Origin of the sequence: Pseudomonas sp. B21-053, from assembly GCF_026016365.1 — a bacterium.
GTDB classification, from domain to species: domain Bacteria; phylum Pseudomonadota; class Gammaproteobacteria; order Pseudomonadales; family Pseudomonadaceae; genus Aquipseudomonas; species Aquipseudomonas nunensis.
Map to the genome: position 1 here is coordinate 1517294 of NZ_CP087205.1, position 14799 is coordinate 1532092.

At 60.4% G+C, this 14799-nt stretch carries 14 protein-coding genes and 1 pseudogene; 10 read left to right on the forward strand and 5 right to left on the reverse strand.

Annotated elements, in window-relative coordinates; genetic code table 11:
- The gene (locus LOY68_RS06900) at positions 1-321 is read right to left on the reverse strand and encodes an ArsR/SmtB family transcription factor (RefSeq protein ID WP_054046859.1); all 321 of its coding nucleotides are present in this window, start codon (positions 319-321) and stop codon (positions 1-3) included.
- Positions 322-489: 168 nt separating this feature from the next.
- Here LOY68_RS06900 and LOY68_RS06905 point away from each other — a divergent pair, with 168 nt between their 5' ends.
- The gene (locus tag LOY68_RS06905; protein ID WP_265043767.1) at positions 490-1089 is read left to right on the forward strand and encodes an ACP phosphodiesterase; all 600 of its coding nucleotides are present in this window, start codon (positions 490-492) and stop codon (positions 1087-1089) included.
- A gap of 68 nt (positions 1090-1157) precedes the next feature.
- On the opposite strand, the pseudogene LOY68_RS06910 reads toward LOY68_RS06905, so the two are convergent.
- Together LOY68_RS06910 and olsB are read right to left on the reverse strand one after the other, a co-directional pair.
- Positions 1158-1948 (reverse strand): annotated as a pseudogene (locus tag LOY68_RS06910) (lysophospholipid acyltransferase family protein).
- Complete coding sequence (olsB, locus tag LOY68_RS06915; protein ID WP_054046852.1) at positions 1948-2703, reverse strand: L-ornithine N(alpha)-acyltransferase; 756 nt, start codon at positions 2701-2703, stop codon at positions 1948-1950. The pseudogene LOY68_RS06910 and the gene olsB overlap by 1 nt, the downstream one beginning before the upstream one ends.
- Positions 2704-2857: 154 nt before the next feature.
- Here olsB and LOY68_RS06920 point away from each other — a divergent pair, with 154 nt between their 5' ends.
- The 5 genes from LOY68_RS06920 (at position 2858) to LOY68_RS06940 (ending at position 7203) form a co-directional block, all read left to right on the forward strand.
- The gene (locus LOY68_RS06920; protein WP_265043768.1) at positions 2858-3736 is read left to right on the forward strand and encodes an acyl-CoA dehydrogenase family protein; all 879 of its coding nucleotides are present in this window, start codon (positions 2858-2860) and stop codon (positions 3734-3736) included.
- 156 nt (positions 3737-3892) lie between these two features.
- Positions 3893-4987 carry a serine hydrolase domain-containing protein gene (locus LOY68_RS06925; RefSeq protein ID WP_265043770.1) on the forward strand — a complete coding sequence of 365 codons (1095 nt, stop codon included), beginning with the start codon at positions 3893-3895 and terminating at the stop codon, positions 4985-4987.
- Positions 4984-5307 (forward strand): amidase, encoded by a 324-nt coding sequence (locus LOY68_RS06930; protein ID WP_265043772.1) that lies wholly within the window; start codon positions 4984-4986, stop codon positions 5305-5307. The genes LOY68_RS06925 and LOY68_RS06930 overlap by 4 nt, the downstream gene beginning before the upstream one ends.
- Before the next feature lie 146 nt (positions 5308-5453).
- Complete coding sequence (locus LOY68_RS06935; protein ID WP_163908880.1) at positions 5454-6044, forward strand: YceI family protein; 591 nt, start codon at positions 5454-5456, stop codon at positions 6042-6044.
- A 1-nt stretch (position 6045) separates the two neighbouring features.
- Entirely contained in the window at positions 6046-7203 is a 1158-nt protein-coding gene (locus tag LOY68_RS06940; protein ID WP_163908881.1) for a phospholipase D-like domain-containing protein, read from the forward strand.
- A gap of 402 nt (positions 7204-7605) precedes the next feature.
- Here LOY68_RS06940 and bglX read toward each other — a convergent pair whose 3' ends face one another.
- Positions 7606-9897, reverse strand: a complete 2292-nt coding sequence (gene bglX, locus LOY68_RS06945; protein WP_265043773.1) for a beta-glucosidase BglX — start codon at positions 9895-9897, stop codon at positions 7606-7608.
- Between the two features lie 248 nt (positions 9898-10145).
- On the opposite strand from bglX, the gene LOY68_RS06950 reads away from it, so the two are divergent.
- The 4 genes from LOY68_RS06950 to LOY68_RS06965 all read left to right on the forward strand — a co-directional run bounded on the left by LOY68_RS06950 (position 10146) and on the right by LOY68_RS06965 (position 13719).
- Positions 10146-10754, forward strand: a complete 609-nt coding sequence (locus LOY68_RS06950; RefSeq protein ID WP_265043774.1) for a LemA family protein — start codon at positions 10146-10148, stop codon at positions 10752-10754.
- A 162-nt stretch (positions 10755-10916) separates the two neighbouring features.
- On the forward strand, positions 10917-11675 hold the full coding sequence (locus tag LOY68_RS06955) for a TPM domain-containing protein (protein WP_265043775.1): 759 nt from the start codon (positions 10917-10919) through the stop codon (positions 11673-11675).
- Between the two features lie 31 nt (positions 11676-11706).
- Positions 11707-12324 (forward strand): TPM domain-containing protein, encoded by a 618-nt coding sequence (locus tag LOY68_RS06960; protein ID WP_054046832.1) that lies wholly within the window; start codon positions 11707-11709, stop codon positions 12322-12324.
- A 177-nt stretch (positions 12325-12501) separates the two neighbouring features.
- Positions 12502-13719 (forward strand): class I SAM-dependent methyltransferase, encoded by a 1218-nt coding sequence (locus tag LOY68_RS06965; protein WP_265043777.1) that lies wholly within the window; start codon positions 12502-12504, stop codon positions 13717-13719.
- Positions 13720-13810: 91 nt separating this feature from the next.
- Here the strand turns inward: LOY68_RS06965 and LOY68_RS06970 are convergent, their stop codons facing one another.
- Positions 13811-14701 carry a DMT family transporter gene (locus LOY68_RS06970; RefSeq protein ID WP_265043779.1) on the reverse strand — a complete coding sequence of 297 codons (891 nt, stop codon included), beginning with the start codon at positions 14699-14701 and terminating at the stop codon, positions 13811-13813.
- Between the last annotated feature and the right edge of the window lie 98 nt (positions 14702-14799).

The window sequence follows — 14799 nt, forward strand, 5'->3', positions numbered from 1 at the left end:
TTAATTCCTTGTCGGAGCGCTGAGCTCTTTGACGATGGCGTCGAGGGCTGCCTGGATCACGTCCTCGTTGCGTTTGAAGAAGTGCCATTGACCGGCTTTCTGGCTGCTGATCAGACCCGCCCGTTGCAACGTTGCCAAATGCGCGGAGACGGTCGACTGCGACAGGCCGCAGCGTTGATCGATCTGCCCGGCGCAAATGCCGTACTCGTGGTTGTGGATCTGTTCCGGGAACTGGACCTTGGGGTCTTTCAGCCAGATGAGAATGTCTCGGCGTACTGGGTGTGCCAGGGCTTTTATTATTTCGTCGAGGTCAAGGGTCATGGTGTGGGCTCGTGATGAGTAAAACGCTATATCGCGATGGGGCGAACTTTAAATCGGTATATCCCGATATACCAATATGATTTTGGTCTGACGACCGAGTAAATCGGTATATCGGGTTATAACGATACGTTGGGTGTCGATACGAATGCGCAGTGCTAAGCTGCGCCCATGAATTATCTCGCACATCTGCACCTCGGTGGCCAGCGCCCCGGTCAATTGCTCGGCAGCCTGTATGGCGATTTCGTCAAGGGACGGCTGCAAGGGCAGTTCGACCCGGAGATCGAAGCCGCCATTCAGCTGCATCGCAGCATCGACGTATTTACCGACCGCCATCCGTTGGTGGACATCGCGTTGTCGCGGTTTTCCGTCACCCGTCGGCGTTATGCCGGGATCGTCCTCGACGTGTTTTTCGACCATTGCCTGGCGCGGGACTGGACGCTTTACGCGGATCAGCCGCTGGCGCTGTTCACCTCGGACGTGTACCGGGTGCTGTCCAGTGAGCCGCAACTGCCGGAACGTCTGGCGCAGATTGCGCCGCACATGGTGGCGAATGACTGGTTGGGTTCCTACGAAGATTTCGAAGTGCTGGCGCAGGTGCTGCGGGGGATTTCCCGGCGCTTGACCAAGCCTGAGGAGTTGGCGGGAGCGATGCAGGAATTACGGGTGTTGTATGAGCCGTTGAGTAATGACTTTCGGTTGTTCTATCCGCAGCTTCAGCAATTTGCACGAGCCCATGTGGGAGCGAGCTTGCTCGCGATGAGGCCCTGACAGTCAACATTGAGGGGTGACTGTTAGATTGCTATCGCGAGCAAGCTCGCTCCCACAGGGGATCCGGGTCAGGCGGCAATCGCGGGACGCATCGGAATCGGGTGGGCTTCAGGAATCGCCCCAAACAACACCTTCTGCACCGCCTGCTGTGCTTCGAACGCCAGCGCCGCACGCTCGCGACCTTCACACGCAATCGGCTTGAGCAGATGAATTTCCACATCCCCCCGATCATTGGCAAACAACCGCATCAGGTGCGAGAGCAAATCATCGTCGCCAATAAACGGTGCCAGCGAATCGATTTGCCCGTCACGCAGGTAACGAATCGCCACCGGTTGCAGCTTCACTTCGGAGTCAATCGCCGCTGACAACAGGCGCCCGTGGAAGGTACGCAGCGAACGGCCATCGGTGGTGGTGCCTTCCGGGAACATCAGCAGGGGATGTTGTTGCTCCAGGTGACGGGTCATCTGCTTGCGGATCAACTGACTGTCCCCGAACCCCGGCGGATAAACAGGCTACCCGCTTTGGCCGCCAACCAACCAGCCACCGGCCAGGTGCGCACTTCGGCCTTGGACAGGAATGACAGCGGCGTAACCATGCCCAACAGCGGGATGTCGGTCCAGGAAACATGATTGCTGACCCAGAGCATCGGCGTCTTCGGCAGCTCACCGTGAACCGTCACGCGAAAGGGCAGGGCGTTGCTCAGTCGCGCCATGAAAAACCGCGACCAACGCTGACGACGAACCATCGAATGGGCAATCCCCGCGCGCTCGAACAGGCCAAACACGCTGGCCATGGTCAACCCCAACGCGACCACAAAAAGCACTCGCGCAATTCGCGCGTACACCCGAAGACGGCTCATTACATGGCCGCCTTGAAGTGTTTGGCGTAACGCGGGCAGAGTTCGTCGCGCTTGAGCAGGATGAACACGTCGGCGACCTGGAAGTCTTCGTCCCAGCACGGCTCGCCGCAGATCTTCGCGCCCAGGCGCATGTAGGCCTTGAGCAGTGGCGGCATTTCCGCGATCACGTTCGAAGGAATATCCAGGGTCGGCAACGGTTTCTTCGGTTCGGCCCGCAGGTGTTCGGTGCACAGATAACGCTCGCGCAGACGCTGCATGATCGCGTGGGCCTGAATCCCGCCGTCCTGCATCGGGATGCTCGCGCAGCCCATCAAATAGCTGTAGCCGCCCTGGTTGAGGACTTCGGCCAGTTCACCCCAGAGCACGGCGATGGTGCCGCCATTGCGGTAGGCCGGGTCGACGCAGGTACGACCGATTTCCAGGATCGGGCCTTTCAGAGAAACCAAACCGTGGAGGCTGAATTCTTCTTCGCTGTAGAACTTGCCCAGGCTGCTGGCGGCGGTGTGGTCGAGCAAACGTGTAGTCGCCACCAAACGGCCGGTGTTCAAGTCTCGCACGCCGATGTGGGCGCAGTGAACATCATAGTCATCCATGTCCAGACCGCGTTCCGCGCCTTTCAGCTTGGCGTTGAATTCGCCGCTGAACACGTTGAAGCGCAAGGCCTGGGCTTCTTGCAATGCCTCGCTGCCGATCAGGCGTTCGGCTTGCAGGCGGCGTTCATTGCCGGTGTCGCTGATGCGGGCGATCTGAGTCATTGTGAATCTCCGTACGGGCCGGGCACCCGTCGTGGGTTGCAGCCGATCGACTTTCTTTATGCAGCCGTGTTGTGCAAAGTCAGGCTATGTAGCCCCGGTGTCATCGCCATGAAGCTTTGGTGATGCTTATATGACAGCCCACAAGGAGCCTCTTATGCCCTGGCAAACCCTGCTCAATCGCCGCGAACGCCTGCCCGCCAATGTTGACCTGGCCGAAGGCTTTGCGACCTTGTTGCATCAGTTGGGCACGGTCACGCCGTTCGAACTGGCGGTGGCCGGCGCTCGCTTGATGGCGACACCGGGGCTGGCGTTTCTGGTGGGTTATCAGGCGGCGTTGCGCGTGCTCTGGCCGAGCGCGCCGCAGAGCCTCGGCGCCCTGTGTGCGACCGAACAACGCAGCTTGCGTCCGGCAGACATGCAGACCCGACTCAAGGATCTGCGGCTGAACGGGCGCAAGGATTTCGTCACCGCTGGCGATGCTGCCGACTGGCTGCTGATTGCCGCCCGCAGTGAGGAACCCGGTGAAAAGCCACGGCTGAGCCTGGCGGTGGTGTATCCCGGCGAGCCGGGTGTGCGCCTGGAAAAACTCCCGGCCATCGCGCTGATGCCGGACATCAGCCATGGTCGGGTGTTTCTCGATAACGCCTACTGCGAGTTGCTGGCGGGGGATGGTTGGGATGCCTACGTCAAACCGTTCCGCACGCTTGAAGACATCTATGTGTTGAGCGCCATGACCGCGTGGCTGTATGGCGTCGGTCAGGACAGTGACTGGCCGCAAACCCTGCAACTGCGTTTGCTGGCGCTGTTGGCCGGGTGTGCTGAGGTCAGTCGTCAGGCGCCAAGTAGTGCGGCCGGGCATGTGGTACTCGGTGGCTTGTTTGCGCAGTTTGATGGGCTCAAGGCCGAGGTGGATCAGGCGTTGGCGGGTGGGCCGCCGTTGTGGGCGACGATGTGGCAGCGCGATCAAGCGGTGATGGATCTGGCGGCGGGGGCGCGGGGGAAGCGGTTGGCCAAGGCTTTAGCGGTGATCTGACGGGCCTCTTCGCGAGCAGGCTCGCTCCCACAGGGGAATGCATTTCAAATGTGGGAGCGAGCCTGCTCGCGAAGGCGGTGGCATTTACACCGCAACCCCCAAAACTGTAACCAACCTCAACTAGTCTCAGCAGGCCCATCCCCCCGAGCCCTCACCATGTTCAAAGGCGTTTCCCTGCTTTTCATGCTCCTGCTCAGCCTGACGGCCCACGCCGAAAACTGGCCCGCCGAACAATGGCCAAAAGGCCCGAAAGTCACCGGCCCGACCCTCGAAGCCCTGGAAACCTACGCCTTCCCAACCCGCGATGACGCCACCCGAACCGGCATCCGCACCGACGCCTTGCTGGTGATCCGCAACGGCCAACTGATCTACGAACGCTACGCCGGCGCGACCACCGCCGACACCCCGCACCTGACGTGGTCCATCAGCAAAAGCCTGATGGCCGCAGTGCTTGGCGTGGCGTATGGCGAAGGCTTGTTCACATTGCAGGACCCGGCGGTGAAGTTTTACCCGGCGCTGGAAAATCACCCGGCGATCACCCTGGCCGACCTGCTGCACTGGGCGTCCGGCCTGGACTGGCAGGAAGACTACGAATACGCGCCGCTGAAATCCTCGGTGGTGGCCATGCTCTACACCCGTGGCCATTCGAACATGGCGGCGTTCACCGCCGGGCACGATGAATATGCGGCGCCGGGCCAGGCGTTTCGTTATTCCAGTGGCGACAGCAACCTGCTGGCGGCGGCACTGAAAAACATCGTCGGCGCGAGTCGTTACCCGGACTATCCGTGGACCGCATTGTTCGAACCCTTGGGGATTCGTCATGCAGTCTGGGAAACCGATGCCACCGGCACGTTTGTCGCTTCGTCCTACGCCTACCTCACCGCCCGGGATCTGGCGCGGGTCGGCTTGTTGATGGCTCGCGACGGTCGTTGGGGCGATCGGCAATTGCTGCCCAAGGACTGGGTCGCGTTCAATCGCGAACCGTTTGCCGGGTATCGCGCCCATCAGGATGAAACGGTGCCTGGTGGCCAGTGGTGGCTCAATCGTGCGGTAGACGGCGCGGCGCAACCTTGGCCGGATGCGCCCGCCGATACCTTTGCGGCGCTGGGCCATTGGGGGCAGGCGCTGTATGTGATCCCGAGTGAAAATCTGGTGATCGTGCGTTATGGCGATGATCGCGACGGCAGCTACCGGCACAACGAATTGCTCAAGCTCGCACTGAAGGCGTTTGCCGGGAAGGTGCAGCCATGAGCCGTTTTGTTCGCCGTCGTCCTTTTAGCAGCGTGCTGTTATTGCTGCTGGTGGTATTGCTCGGCTGGGTCTGGCAGGAGCGGGTGGCGCTGTGGGCATTCCCGGACATCATCAGCGCCTACACCGCCAAGGAATATTGTTCGTGTCGTTACGTGATGAACAACGACGCCGGGTACTGCCGTGGGTACGTGAAGCAGTGGTTGCCCTTCAGCGGGTTTACCGATGACGAAGCAAGCAAGCGCGTGACCGTCAGCGGCATGGGGCGCAGCAATAGCGCGCAGTGGCTCGGCGAGCGCCAGGGCTGCCGGTTGTCGCCTTGAAAGATCGCAGCCTTCGGCAGCTCCTACGGATGCACGCCATTCCCCTGTAGGAGCTGTCGAAGGCTGCGATCTTTTGATCTTCAAGGTTTGCAACCTGTCTCCGCCCGGTTAAGGTTCGCTCAGGTTTATCTGCCCCACGAGTGTCTATGTTCAACCGCGTCCTCTGCAAAACCCTCGCCTTCCTGCTGCTGGCGGGCGCCACGCTGTCGGCCCACGCCGATTGGTACCTCGACGGCGAGTCTTCGCGGCTGTCGTTCATCAGCACCAAAAACACCAATATGTCCGAAGTGCAGCGCTTTCTGGTGCTGCACGGCAAGGTCGAGCCGACAGGCCTGGCGCGCGTGGAAGTCGAGATGGACTCGGTGAACAGCGGCATCCCGCTGCGTGACGAGCGGATGCGCAAGGACCTGTTCGAGATCCAGACGTTCCCTGAAGCGCTGATCACCGCACAGATCGACCTGCGCCCGATCAACGACCTGGCCCCTGGCGCGCAGCTGGAATTGCGTTTGCCGCTGACCGTCAGCCTTCACGGCAAACAACACGAATACACCGCCGAGCTGCTGGCGACCCGTCTCGATGACCGGCGCTTTCAAGTGGTGACCCTGGAGCCGCTGGTGATCAACGCTGAAGATTTTGACCTGGCCCCAGGGCTGGAAGGTTTGCGCAAGGTCGCCGGCTTGTCGGCCATCAGTCTGTCGGTGCCGGTGAGTGCGGTGCTGATTTTCACGGCCCGCTGACATGGCCGGTGCCGTATTTCCGTGGCGTGAAGGCAACCATTTCGAATTGCTGATCGACGGTCCGCAGTTCTTTCCGCGCATGTTGGTGGCGATTGCCCGCGCTGAAGAACAGGTCGAACTGGAGCTGTATCTGGTGGAAGCGGGGGCCTGCGCCGAGGCGATGGTCCAGGCGCTGGTGCAAGCCGCCGAACGTGGTGTGCGAGTACGTTGCCTGTTCGATGACTATGGCAGCCTGGCGTTCACGCTGAATTTGCGTCAGCGCTTGATGGCGGCGGGTGTGGAACTGCGTTTCTACAATCGCCTTAGCTGGCGGCGTTGGGTCGGCAACTTCTACCGTGATCATCGCAAGCTGCTGTTGGTGGACCAGAGTCTGGCGGTGGTCGGTGGCACCGGTGTCACCGATGAATTCTGGACGCCGGGCAAAGACACCAGCGACTGGCACGAAGTGATGGTGGAAATCAGCGGCCCGCTGGTGCTCGACTGGCAATTGCTGTTCGACCGCCAATGGATCGCCAACCGCCACCGTCGCGCCTGGAAACCCGCGTCGCACTTCGGCCTGCCACGTTTGCCCCGCGTGCCGTCCATGGGCGAAGGTATGGGCCGGGTCGCTTATGCTGACGCCCGCCAGCACCGGGACATCCTGCAGTCGCTGTTCCGCGCGTTGAACAGCGGCCAGAAACGTATCTGGCTGGCCACCCCGTATTTCCTGCCGACCTGGAAAGTCCGCCGCTCGTTGCGCAAAGCTGCCGCGCGCGGTATTGACGTGCGTCTGCTGCTGACCGGGCCGCGCACCGATCACCCCTCGGTGCGTTACGCCGGGCATCGCTACTACCCGCGATTGCTCAAGGCTGGAGTGAAAATCTTCGAGTACCAGCCGTGTTTCCTGCACCTGAAAATGGTGCTGGTGGACGATTGGGTGAGCATCGGTTCGTGCAACTTCGACCACTGGAACCTGCGCTTCAACCTGGAAGCCAACCTCGAAGCGCTGGACCCCAAGTTGACGGCGGCAGTGGTGGCGAGTTTCGAGAAAGACTTTGCCCTGAGCCAGGAAGTCAGCCTGGAGGCCTGGCAACGCCGACCGCTGTGGCGACGGGTCAAGCAAAGGATTTGGGGATGGGTGGATCGGTTGGTGGTCAACCTGCTGGATCGACGCGGCTAATCGCTAACACCCAATGCCCAATGTGGGAGCGGGCTTGCTCGCGAAAGCGGTGTGTCATTCAAAATTGATGTCGACTGACACACCGTCTTCGCGAGCAAGCCCGCTCCCACAGGGGATTGGCATCGGGCGCAGAATTTAATGGCTACCCGAAACAACTGTGGGAGCGAGCCTGCTCGCGAAAGCGGCCTGACAGTCAACAGAGATGCTGAATGTGACGGCCTCTTCGCGAGCAAGCTTCGCTCCTACAGGGGATGGCGTCGGGCACAAGATTTGATGGCAACCCGAAACAACTGTGGGAGCGAGCCTGCTCGCGAAGGCTGCTGAACATTCAACACATCAGTTGAATGTCAGACCGCTTTCGCGAGCAAGCTCGCTCCCACAGGTTTTGTGGCGTTTGGCTAATTACAGCAATTCGAAGCTCTGCTGTGTCACGTCCTGGGAATCCAAACCGATCTGCACGTTGAACTTGCCCGGTTCTGCGCCGTACTTGAGCTGGGCGTTGTAGAACTTCAGGTCGTCTTCGGTAATGGTGAAGTGCACGACTTTCTGTTCGCCGGCCTTGAGCATTACTTTCTGGAAGTTCTTCAGTTCCTTGACCGGGCGGATTATCGAGCCGGTCACGTCCTGGATGTACAACTGCACCACGGTTTCGCCGTCACGCTTGCCGGTGTTTTTCAGCATGACGCTGGCGTCGAGCTTGCCGGTCTTGTTCAGGGTGGTCGACGACAGCGCCATGTCGTCCACGCTGAACGTGGTGTAGCTCAAGCCGAAACCGAACGGGAACAGCGGCCCGGTGGTGTCATCGAAATACTGCGAGGTGTAGTTGCCCGGTTTGCCCGGTGTGAATGGCCGGCCAATGCTCAGGTGGTTGTAGTAGGTCGGAATCTGACCCACCGAACGCGGGAAGGTGATCGGCAGTTTGCCCGACGGGTTGTAGTCGCCGAACAGCACGTCGGCGATGGCGTTGCCACCTTCGGTGCCGCTGAACCAGGTTTCCAGAATCGCGTCAGCCTGGTCTTTCTCTTCGAGAATCGACAGCGGACGGCCGTTCATCAACACCAACACCAGCGGTTTGCCGGTGGCTTTCAGCGCCTTGATCAGCTCGCGCTGGTTGGCCGGAATGTTCAGGTCGGTACGGCTCGACGATTCGTGGGACATGCCACGGGATTCGCCCACCGCTGCTACCACCACATCCGCGTCTTTGGCGGCTTTCACCGCTTCGTCGATCAGCACTTGGGCCGAGCGCGGATCATCCACTACTTCAGGGGCATCGAAGTTGAGGAAGTTGAGGTAATCGAGGACTTTCTTGTCGCTGGTGATGTTGGCACCCCGCGCATAGATCAGCGTCGCCTTGTCGGCCACGGCGGCGTTCATGCCGTCGAACAGGGTCACCGATTGCGCCGGCTTACCGGCGGCTGCCCAGCTACCCATCATGTCGATCGGCGCTTTGGCCAGCGGACCGACCAAGGCAATCTTCGCGGTCTTCTTCAGCGGCAGGGTTTCATTCTGGTTTTTCAGCAATACCAGGCTGCGGCGCGCAACGTCGCGGGCCTCAGGGCGGTGCATGCGGCTTTCGGCATACGTGTCGGCCGGGTCATCCTCGGCCTTGCCGATGCGCAGGTACGGGTCCTTGAACAGGCCCATGTCGTACTTGGCGGCCAGCACTTCACGCACGGCGTTATCGATATCTTTCTGCTCGATCTCGCCGGCCTTCAACAGCCCCGGCAGCTCTTTGCCGTAAAGGGTGTCGTTCATGCTCATGTCGATGCCGGCCTTGATCGCCAGCTTCGCCGCTTCACGACCATCCGCCGCGACGCCGTGCTTGATCAGCTCGAAAATCGCCCCGTGGTCACTGACTGCCAGGCCCTTGAAGCCCCATTCCTTGCGCAACAGGTCGTTCATCAGCCAAGTGTTGGCGGTGGCCGGTACGCCGTTGATCGAATTCAGTGCAACCATCACCCCGCCAGCGCCGGCATCAATCGCAGCACGGTACGGCGGCAGGTAGTCCTGGTACATCTTGACCGGGCTCATGTCGACCACGTTGTAGTCGCGACCGCCCTCGATCGCGCCGTACAAGGCAAAGTGCTTGACGCTGGCCATGATGCTGTCGGCCGCGTTGGCGCCCTGGCCCTGGAAGGCCTTGACCATTACGCCGGCAATCCGCGAGACGAGATAGGTGTCTTCGCCGAAACCTTCGGACGTACGACCCCAACGCGGATCGCGAGAGATATCGACCATCGGCGCGAAGGTGATGTCGAGGCTGTCCGCCGCGGCTTCCTTGGCGGCGATGCGCCCGGAACGCCCGATCGCGTCCATGTCCCAGCTCGAGGCCAGGGCAATCGGGATCGGGAAAATGGTCCGGTGGCCGTGGATCACGTCGTAGGCGAAGAACATCGGGATCTTCAGCCGGCTGCGCATGGCCGCGTCCTGCATCGGACGGTTTTCCGGGCGGGTGATCGAGTTGAACGTGCCCCCGATGTTGCCGGCGGCGATTTCCTTGCGGATCAGCTCACGCGGCATTTCTGGGCCGATGCTGATCAGGCGCAACTGGCCGATCTTTTCATCGAGGGTCATTTGCTTCATCAGGTTGCTGATGAAGGCGTCCTTGTTCTCCAGGGGTGCGGGGGTCGTGGCGGCCAGTACGTTATGACTGGCCAGACTGACGAACAGGCCCAGCAAACACAGCTTCTTCATGAATAGTTTTCTCAAAGGCCTAAACGGCAGTGAATACGCGCCGGTCAGCCAAAATTTAGGGAGCGACTATTGTTGTTCGGGCGTTGTTCAGGAAAATGCAGCACACTTCTGAACTCTTTTTCGCGCAGGGCATCTTTTAGCCCATTGGCCCGATGCAATCCAGTGGTGGTGGCAGATTATGCCTCATCCGCCGGGTTTGAAGGCCGCAGGTTGTTTTTCAACGGAATGTGCACGGGAGCACCTACTACATGAATGTACGACTCAACTATCGCTCGAGCCTGCAAGTCGCAGCCCTGATGCTGCTGACCACACTGCTGGCCGGCTGCGGCATTAACAACATTCCGACCCTCGATGAACAGGCCAAGGCCGCCTGGGGCCAGGTGCAGAACCAGTACCAGCGCCGCGCCGACCTGATCCCCAACCTGGTGGAAACCGTCAAGGGCTACGCCAAGCACGAAGAAGACACCCTGACCGCGGTAATTGAAGCCCGGGCCAAGGCGACGTCGATCCAGGTCGATGCCAGCACGCTGGATAACCCGGAAAAACTCAAGCAGTTCCAGCAGGCCCAGGATCAACTGTCCGGTGCCCTGAGCCGTTTGATGGTGGTGTCCGAACGTTACCCGGACCTCAAGGCCAACCAGAACTTCCTGGCGCTGCAATCGCAACTTGAAGGCACCGAAAACCGCATCGCCGTAGCCCGCCGCGACTTCATCCTCGCCGTGCAGAAGTACAACACCGAAATCCGCACCTTCCCTGGTCGTCTGTGGCACAGCGTGATGTACAGCGATTTGCCGATCCGCGAAACCTTCGAAGCGACCAGCCCGGACGCCGAAAAAGCACCGCAAGTGAAGTTCTAAAGGGATTAAACACGTCCGTGAGGACATGTGATTAACCCCGTAGGAGCTGCCGAAGGCTGCGATCTTTTGATCTTGATCTTAAAAAACAAAATCAAAAGATCGCAGCCTTCGGCAGCTCCTACCCGGGGAGGTGTTGATGGCGGTACACGGACGAGGTTGCCAATGCGCGTGTTGAAGATGGGCCTGGTGCTGTTGCTCTGGGTCGTTGCGGTCACGGCTCAGGCCGAGTTGAAGTTCCCGCCGCTGACCGGGCGGGTGGTGGACAACGCGCAGATGATCGAGCCGGCGGTGCGCGAGCAGTTGAGCCAGCAACTCCAGGCCCACGAAACCGCGACCGGCGAGCAATTGGTGGTGGTGACGCTGCCGGACTTGCAGGGCACCGACATCGCCGATTTCGGTTACCAACTCGGGCGCGCCTGGGGTATCGGCCAGAAAGACAAGAACAACGGCGCGCTGCTGATCGTCGCTCGGGATGAGCGCAAGCTGCGGATCGAAGTCGGTTATGGCCTGGAAGATCGCCTGACCGATGCCCAGAGTTCGGTGATCATCAACCAGGTGATCACCCCGGCGTTCAAGACCGGCAATTTCAGCAAGGGCATCAGCGACGGGGTCGCGGCGATGCTGGTGGTGTTGGGCGGCAGTCCGCTGGACGAACCGTCGACTGTCTATGAGCCGCGAGGTGATGAGGACAGCGATTTCGTCTCGCGGCATCCCGGCGTGTTCATCTTTCTGGTGATGTTGTTCATCCTGACTATTTTCATCTGCCAGATGCTCGGTATCCTGCCGACCGGCCGAGGCGGTTCCGGTGGTTCAAGTGGCGGTTTCGGCGGTGGAGGGTTTGGCGGCGGCGGTGGAGGCGGTGGGGGCTTCAGCGGCGGCGGGGGCAGTTTCGGGGGCGGCGGTTCGTCGGGCGGCTGGTGATGACAATAATAATGAGCAGGCATTTCTAAACATGGCATTACTGACTGAACACGAACAACGCAAAGTCGCCGAGGCGATTGCCCGGGTCGAGCGCGATACCGATGCCGAACTGGTCACCGTGCTCGCGGCCCGCGCCGACGACTACGCGTACATTCCACTGCTGTGGGCCAGTTTGCTGGCGCTGGTGGTGCCGGGTGTCGTGCATTACCTGACCGGCGTGCTGACCATGCACAGCCTGTTGCTGGTGCAATGGGCCAGTTTTATCGTGCTGTGCCTGGTGTTCCGCATTCCCAAAGTCACCACCCATCTGGTCCCGCGCCGGGTTCGGCATTGGCGTGCGTCGAACCTGGCGCGCCGACAATTTCTGGAGCAGAACCTGCACCACACCGTCGGTAGCACGGGCATGCTGATTTTTGTCTGCGAGGCTGAGCGCTATGTGGAAATCCTGGTGGATGAAGGGATTTCCAAGCGCCTGGATAACAAGAACTGGGAGGCGATCGTCGCGGCGTTCACCCAACAGGTGAAGCAGGGGCAGACGTTGCAGGGGTTTGTGACCTGTATCGAAGCGTGCGGCGAGTTGCTGAAGGTGCATGTGCCGGTGACGCAGGTGAGGAACGAATTGCCGAATCGGTTGGTGGTGTTGGGTTAGATCAAAAGATCGCAGCCTTCGGCAGCTCCTACAGGGGAATGCGTTCAGCGTAGGAGCTGCCGAAGGCTGCGATCTTTTGATTCTGCACCGTTCGGGAAATTACCCGTGCCCTCGCACCCCATCCCCCCTAAAATACCCGCCATTCCCCGATTCGCACCGCCCGAGGCCGTTTTGCCCATGTCCGTTACCGCCACTCCCGCCAGCCTCGCGCCGGATCACCACGCCCAGTTCATCGATCTGCTGCAAACCAGCCTCGACGCCAACGCCTTCATCAAACTGGTGCTGGCCAAGTACGTCGGCGCCGAAGTGGATTTGCAGCGGCTGATCATCAAGCAGCTCACGGTCAAGGATCAGCCTTGCCTGTCCTTCGTCTACCGCTACAAAACCCGCGACATCACCAAGAATTTCCCGCTTGCCGAAGGCGTGGCGACCATCGCCGCGCTGTTGCCGGAGTCGTTCAAAAATGCGCATTTACTGTCCCTGACCGACGAAGCCCAGCTCGAATACAGCAAAAAGGGCAAATCTTCGCTGTTCAAGAGCAAACCCCAGCAATTGCGCGAAGTACCGTCCGCCGAGCATAACCGTGAGAAAAACCGCTTCCTCGACCTGAGCCGGCCGTTCCTCGCTGATCTGGGCGTGACCAACAGCAAGCACGAGCTGATCCCGGCGATGTCGCGCAAGTGGAAGCAGATCAACAAGTTCATCGAAGTCTTCAGTCATGCCCTGACCACTTCGCCGCTGGCGCTGGATAAACCGGTGCGGGTGGCGGATTTCGGCTCGGGCAAGGGTTACCTGACGTTCGCGATCCACGACTACCTGCGCAACACCCTGAACGCTGAAGGCGAAGTCACCGGCGTCGAGCTGCGCGAAGAGATGGTTAACCTGTGCAACGCCGCTGCGGCGAAGCTGGAACATCCGGGGCTGGTGTTCAAGTGCGGCGACGTGCGCAGCGTCGCGCCGAGCGAGCTGGACGTGATGATCGCCCTGCATGCCTGCGACATCGCCACCGACTACGCGATTCACACCGGCATCCGTTCCGGCGCCTCGATCATCATGTGCTCGCCGTGCTGCCACAAACAGATCCGCCTGCAAATCCAGAGCCCGGCGCTGCTCAAGCCGATGCTGCAATACGGTCTGCACCTGGGCCAGCAGGCGGAAATGGTTACCGACAGCCTGCGCGCGTTGTTCCTTGAGGCCTGCGGCTACGAGACCAAGGTGTTCGAGTTCATCTCACTGGACCACACCAACAAGAACAAAATGATCCTGGCGGTCAAACGCGCCGAACCGGTGGACCCGGCGCAGTTGTTGGTGAAGATTCAGGAATTGAAGGATTTCTATCAGATCACTGAGCATTGCCTGGAAACGTTGCTGCGGGCTGACGGTTATCTGAGCTAATCCCTAAAAGATCGCAGCCTTCGGCAGCTCCTACAGGTGTACGCCGTCCAAATGTAGGAGCTGCCGAAGGCTGCGATCTTTTGATTTTGCTTTATGCCGTGGCCACCTGCGCGGGTTTGACCGCTGTCTTGCGGCCCAGCATCACCGTCACAATCACCCCAGCCGCAAACAGCCAGGTAATCGGCTCGATGTGTTCCCCGAAGAACAATGCCGAGAACGCAATCGTGAAGAAGATCTGCAGCAATTGAATCTGACTGACCCGCGCAATCCCGCCCATCGCCAATCCGGCGTACCAGGCAAAGAACCCGATGAACTGCGAAAACAGCGAAACGTAACCAAACGCCCACCAGGTTTTGGCCGAAATCTCGCCCTGATGCTGCAACGCCAGGTACGTCACCGGGCCGATCAGCAACGGCGTCGACAGCACCAGCGCCCAGCAGATCACCTGCCAGCCGCCCATCTCTTTCGCCAATCGGCCACCCTCGGCGTAACCCAGGCCACCCACGGCAATCGCCCCGAGCATCAGCAAATCACCGGCCTGAATGCTGCCGGCGCCGCTGATCAACGCATACCCGAGCACCAACGCACTGCCCAGCGCGGCGCAGACCCAGAAGGCTTTCGACGGGCGTTCATGCGATAACCACGCGGCGTACAGCGCCACGCACAGCGGTTGCAAGCCGTTGACCAGTGCACCGTGGGACGCCGGTAAGGTCTGCATCGCCCAGGCTGACAACACCGGGAAACCGAGAATCACCCCGGCGATCACCAGCGTCAGACCCTTGACCTGTTTCCAGGTCGGCCACTTTTCCCGTCGCCACAGCAACAGCAACGCCGCCGGCACCGCCGCAAACAACGCACGGCCCAGGCCATTGAGCAGTGGATGGATTTCCTGCACGACGATCCGTGTGAAGGGCAGGGTGAGGCTGAAAATGACGACGCCAAGCAGGCCGAGGGCCATGCCGGTGTTTTCGCGCGAGGACATGAGGGTAACCAGGATTCAGGGATGATTGGACGTGGGTTCATCTAGCCATAAATCGCGGGGGTTGCTCTGTTACAGCTAGGCGCAGAGTTAGGCGTACA

Excerpts from the sequence above, each read along its gene's own strand:
- LOY68_RS06900 (WP_054046859.1), bottom strand. The coding sequence starts at position 321 with ATGACCCTTGACCTCGACGAAATAATAAAAGCCCTGGCACACCCAGTA.
- LOY68_RS06905 (WP_265043767.1), top strand. The coding sequence starts at position 490 with ATGAATTATCTCGCACATCTGCACCTCGGTGGCCAGCGCCCCGGTCAA.
- olsB (WP_054046852.1), bottom strand. The coding sequence starts at position 2,703 with ATGACTCAGATCGCCCGCATCAGCGACACCGGCAATGAACGCCGCCTG.
- LOY68_RS06920 (WP_265043768.1), top strand. The coding sequence starts at position 2,858 with ATGCCCTGGCAAACCCTGCTCAATCGCCGCGAACGCCTGCCCGCCAAT.
- LOY68_RS06925 (WP_265043770.1), top strand. The coding sequence starts at position 3,893 with ATGTTCAAAGGCGTTTCCCTGCTTTTCATGCTCCTGCTCAGCCTGACG.
- LOY68_RS06930 (WP_265043772.1), top strand. The coding sequence starts at position 4,984 with ATGAGCCGTTTTGTTCGCCGTCGTCCTTTTAGCAGCGTGCTGTTATTG.
- LOY68_RS06935 (WP_163908880.1), top strand. The coding sequence starts at position 5,454 with ATGTTCAACCGCGTCCTCTGCAAAACCCTCGCCTTCCTGCTGCTGGCG.
- LOY68_RS06940 (WP_163908881.1), top strand. The coding sequence starts at position 6,046 with ATGGCCGGTGCCGTATTTCCGTGGCGTGAAGGCAACCATTTCGAATTG.
- bglX (WP_265043773.1), bottom strand. The coding sequence starts at position 9,897 with ATGAAGAAGCTGTGTTTGCTGGGCCTGTTCGTCAGTCTGGCCAGTCAT.
- LOY68_RS06950 (WP_265043774.1), top strand. The coding sequence starts at position 10,146 with ATGAATGTACGACTCAACTATCGCTCGAGCCTGCAAGTCGCAGCCCTG.
- LOY68_RS06955 (WP_265043775.1), top strand. The coding sequence starts at position 10,917 with ATGCGCGTGTTGAAGATGGGCCTGGTGCTGTTGCTCTGGGTCGTTGCG.
- LOY68_RS06960 (WP_054046832.1), top strand. The coding sequence starts at position 11,707 with ATGGCATTACTGACTGAACACGAACAACGCAAAGTCGCCGAGGCGATT.
- LOY68_RS06965 (WP_265043777.1), top strand. The coding sequence starts at position 12,502 with ATGTCCGTTACCGCCACTCCCGCCAGCCTCGCGCCGGATCACCACGCC.
- LOY68_RS06970 (WP_265043779.1), bottom strand. The coding sequence starts at position 14,701 with ATGTCCTCGCGCGAAAACACCGGCATGGCCCTCGGCCTGCTTGGCGTC.